This is a genomic window from Amycolatopsis circi (genome assembly GCF_003385235.1).
GTDB lineage: Bacteria > Actinomycetota > Actinomycetes > Mycobacteriales > Pseudonocardiaceae > Amycolatopsis > Amycolatopsis circi.
In genome coordinates, this window is sequence record NZ_PQIA01000283.1 from 1 (window position 1) to 2,419 (window position 2,419).

Here is a 2,419-nt window from a genome sequence, read left to right on the forward strand (position 1 = left end):
GGCGGCGGCCAGGGCGCCGGAGGCGAACGTGCGCCGCGTCCCGGCGGGCAGGGCGGCGGCAACCGGCCGAGCCCGGGCAACATGCCCCCGCGCCCGAACCCCGGCATGATGCCGGGCCGCGCCCGTCCTGCCGGACCGGCAGGCGGCCGAGGCGGTCCCGGCGGTGGCGGCGGCGGTCGTCCCGGTGGCGGCGGCGGCCGTCCGGGCGGCGGCGGTGGCGGCGGCTTCCGCGGCGGCCCCGGTGGCGGCGGCGGTGGCGGCGGTTTCCGTCCCGGTGGCGCCGGCGGCGGCGGTGGCGGCGGTTTCCGTCCGGGCGGCGGCGGCGGTGGCGCCCCGGCCGGCGGCGGCGGTTTCCGCGGCGGCGGCGGTCGTGGTGGCCCGGGTGGCCGCGGCGGCACGGCCGGCGCGTTCGGCCGTCCCGGCGGGCCCTCGCGCAAGGGCCGCAAGTCGAAGCGGCAGAAGCGCCAGGAATACATGGACAACATGCAGGCGCCCAGCGTCGGCGGCGTCCGCCTGCCCAAGGGGCAGGGCGAGACGATCCGGCTGCCGCGCGGCGCTTCGCTGACCGACTTCGCCGAGAAGATCGACGCCAACCCGGCTTCGCTGGTGCAGGTGCTCTTCCACCTCGGCGAGATGGTCACCGCGACGCAGTCCGTGTCGGACGACATCCTCGAGCTGCTCGGCGGCGAGATGAACTACGTCGTCCAGGTCGTCTCCCCCGAGGAGGAGGACCGCGAGCTGCTCGAGACCTTCGACATCACCTACGGCGACGACGCCGGCGGCGAGGAGGACCTGCAGGTCCGGCCGCCGGTCGTGACCATCATGGGTCACGTCGACCACGGTAAGACCCGGCTGCTGGACACGATCCGCAAGACGAAGGTCCGCGAAAGCGAGGCCGGCGGGATCACCCAGCACATCGGTGCTTACCAGATCGAGACCGAGCTCGAGGGCAACCCGCGCCTGATCACCTTCATCGACACCCCGGGCCACGAGGCGTTCACCGCCATGCGTGCCCGAGGCGCGAACTCGACCGACATCGCGGTGATCGTGGTGGCGGCCGACGACGGCGTCATGCCGCAGACGGTGGAGGCGATCAACCACGCGCAGGCCGCGAAGGCCCCGATCGTGGTCGCGATCAACAAGATCGACAAGGAGGGCGCGAACCCGGACAAGATCCGGCAGCAGCTCACCGAGTACAACCTCATCGCCGAGGAATACGGCGGCGACACGATGTTCGTCGAGATCTCCGCACGGGAGAACATCAACATCGACGGGCTTCTCGAGGCGATCCTGCTGACCGCGGACGCGGCTCTGGACCTCCGGGCCAACCCGGACATGGAAGCCCAGGGCGTCGCGATCGAGGCGCACCTCGACCGCGGCCGCGGCCCGGTGGCCACCGTCCTGGTCCAGCGCGGCACGCTGCGCGTGGGCGACTCGGTCGTGGCGGGCGACGCCTACGGCCGCGTCCGCCGGATGGTCGACGAGCACAACGAGGACGTCACCGAGGCGCTGCCCTCGCGTCCGGTCCAGGTCATCGGGTTCACCTCGGTGCCGGGAGCGGGCGACACCTTCCTGGTGGTCGACGAGGACCGCGTCGCCCGGCAGATCGCCGAGCGCCGCTCCGCCCGCACCCGCAACGCGCTCAACGCGTCGCGCCGCAAGCGGGTCAGCCTCGAGGACCTCGACTCCGCCTTGAAGGAGACGAGCAGCCTCAACCTGATCATCAAGGGCGACAACTCGGGTACCGTCGAGGCGCTCGAAGCGGCGCTGCTGCAGCTGGACGTCGGCGAAGACGTCGAGCTGAACGTGGTGCACCGCGGCGTCGGCGGCGTGACCGAATCGGACATCGACCTGGCGACCGCGTCCGACGCGATCGTCCTCGGGTTCAACGTCCGGGCGCAGGGCAAGGCGACCGAGCGGGCCACCCGCGAGGGCGTCGACGTCCGGTACTACACGGTCATCTACCAGGCGATCGAGGAGATCGAGCAGGCTCTGAAGGGCATGCTCAAGCCGGAGTACGAAGAGGTCGAACTGGGCCGCGCCGAGGTCCGGGACGTCTTCAAGTCCTCCAAGATCGGCACGATCGCGGGTTGCCTGGTCATGTCCGGAGAGATCCGGCGCAACGCCAAGGCCCGCCTCCTGCGCGACGGCAACGTCGTGGCGCAGAACCTGCCGATCAACTCGCTGCGCCGGTTCAAGGACGACGTGGTCGAGGTCCGGGAAGGGTACGAGTGCGGTCTCACGCTGGGCTCGTACAGCGACATCAAGGTCGACGACGTGATCGAGACCTACGAACAGCGGGAGAAGCCCCGTAGCTGAGGCTTCCGTTGGGGGAGGGGCGTGCTCGCAGGCTGCGCTCGCCCCTCCCCGCCCTCAGCGTGTTGTGCGGGGGTCGAACCCCCGCACAACACGCTGAGGG

General features: G+C 71.6%; 1 protein-coding gene. It reads left to right on the forward strand.

The window, feature by feature from the left end; translation table 11 throughout:
* Nucleotides 1–2,319: translation initiation factor IF-2 (gene infB / locus D0D37_RS46250; protein WP_116206890.1), on the forward strand; the 2,319-nt coding region annotated here is incomplete at its 5' end.
* Nucleotides 2,320–2,419 lie beyond the last annotated feature (100 nt).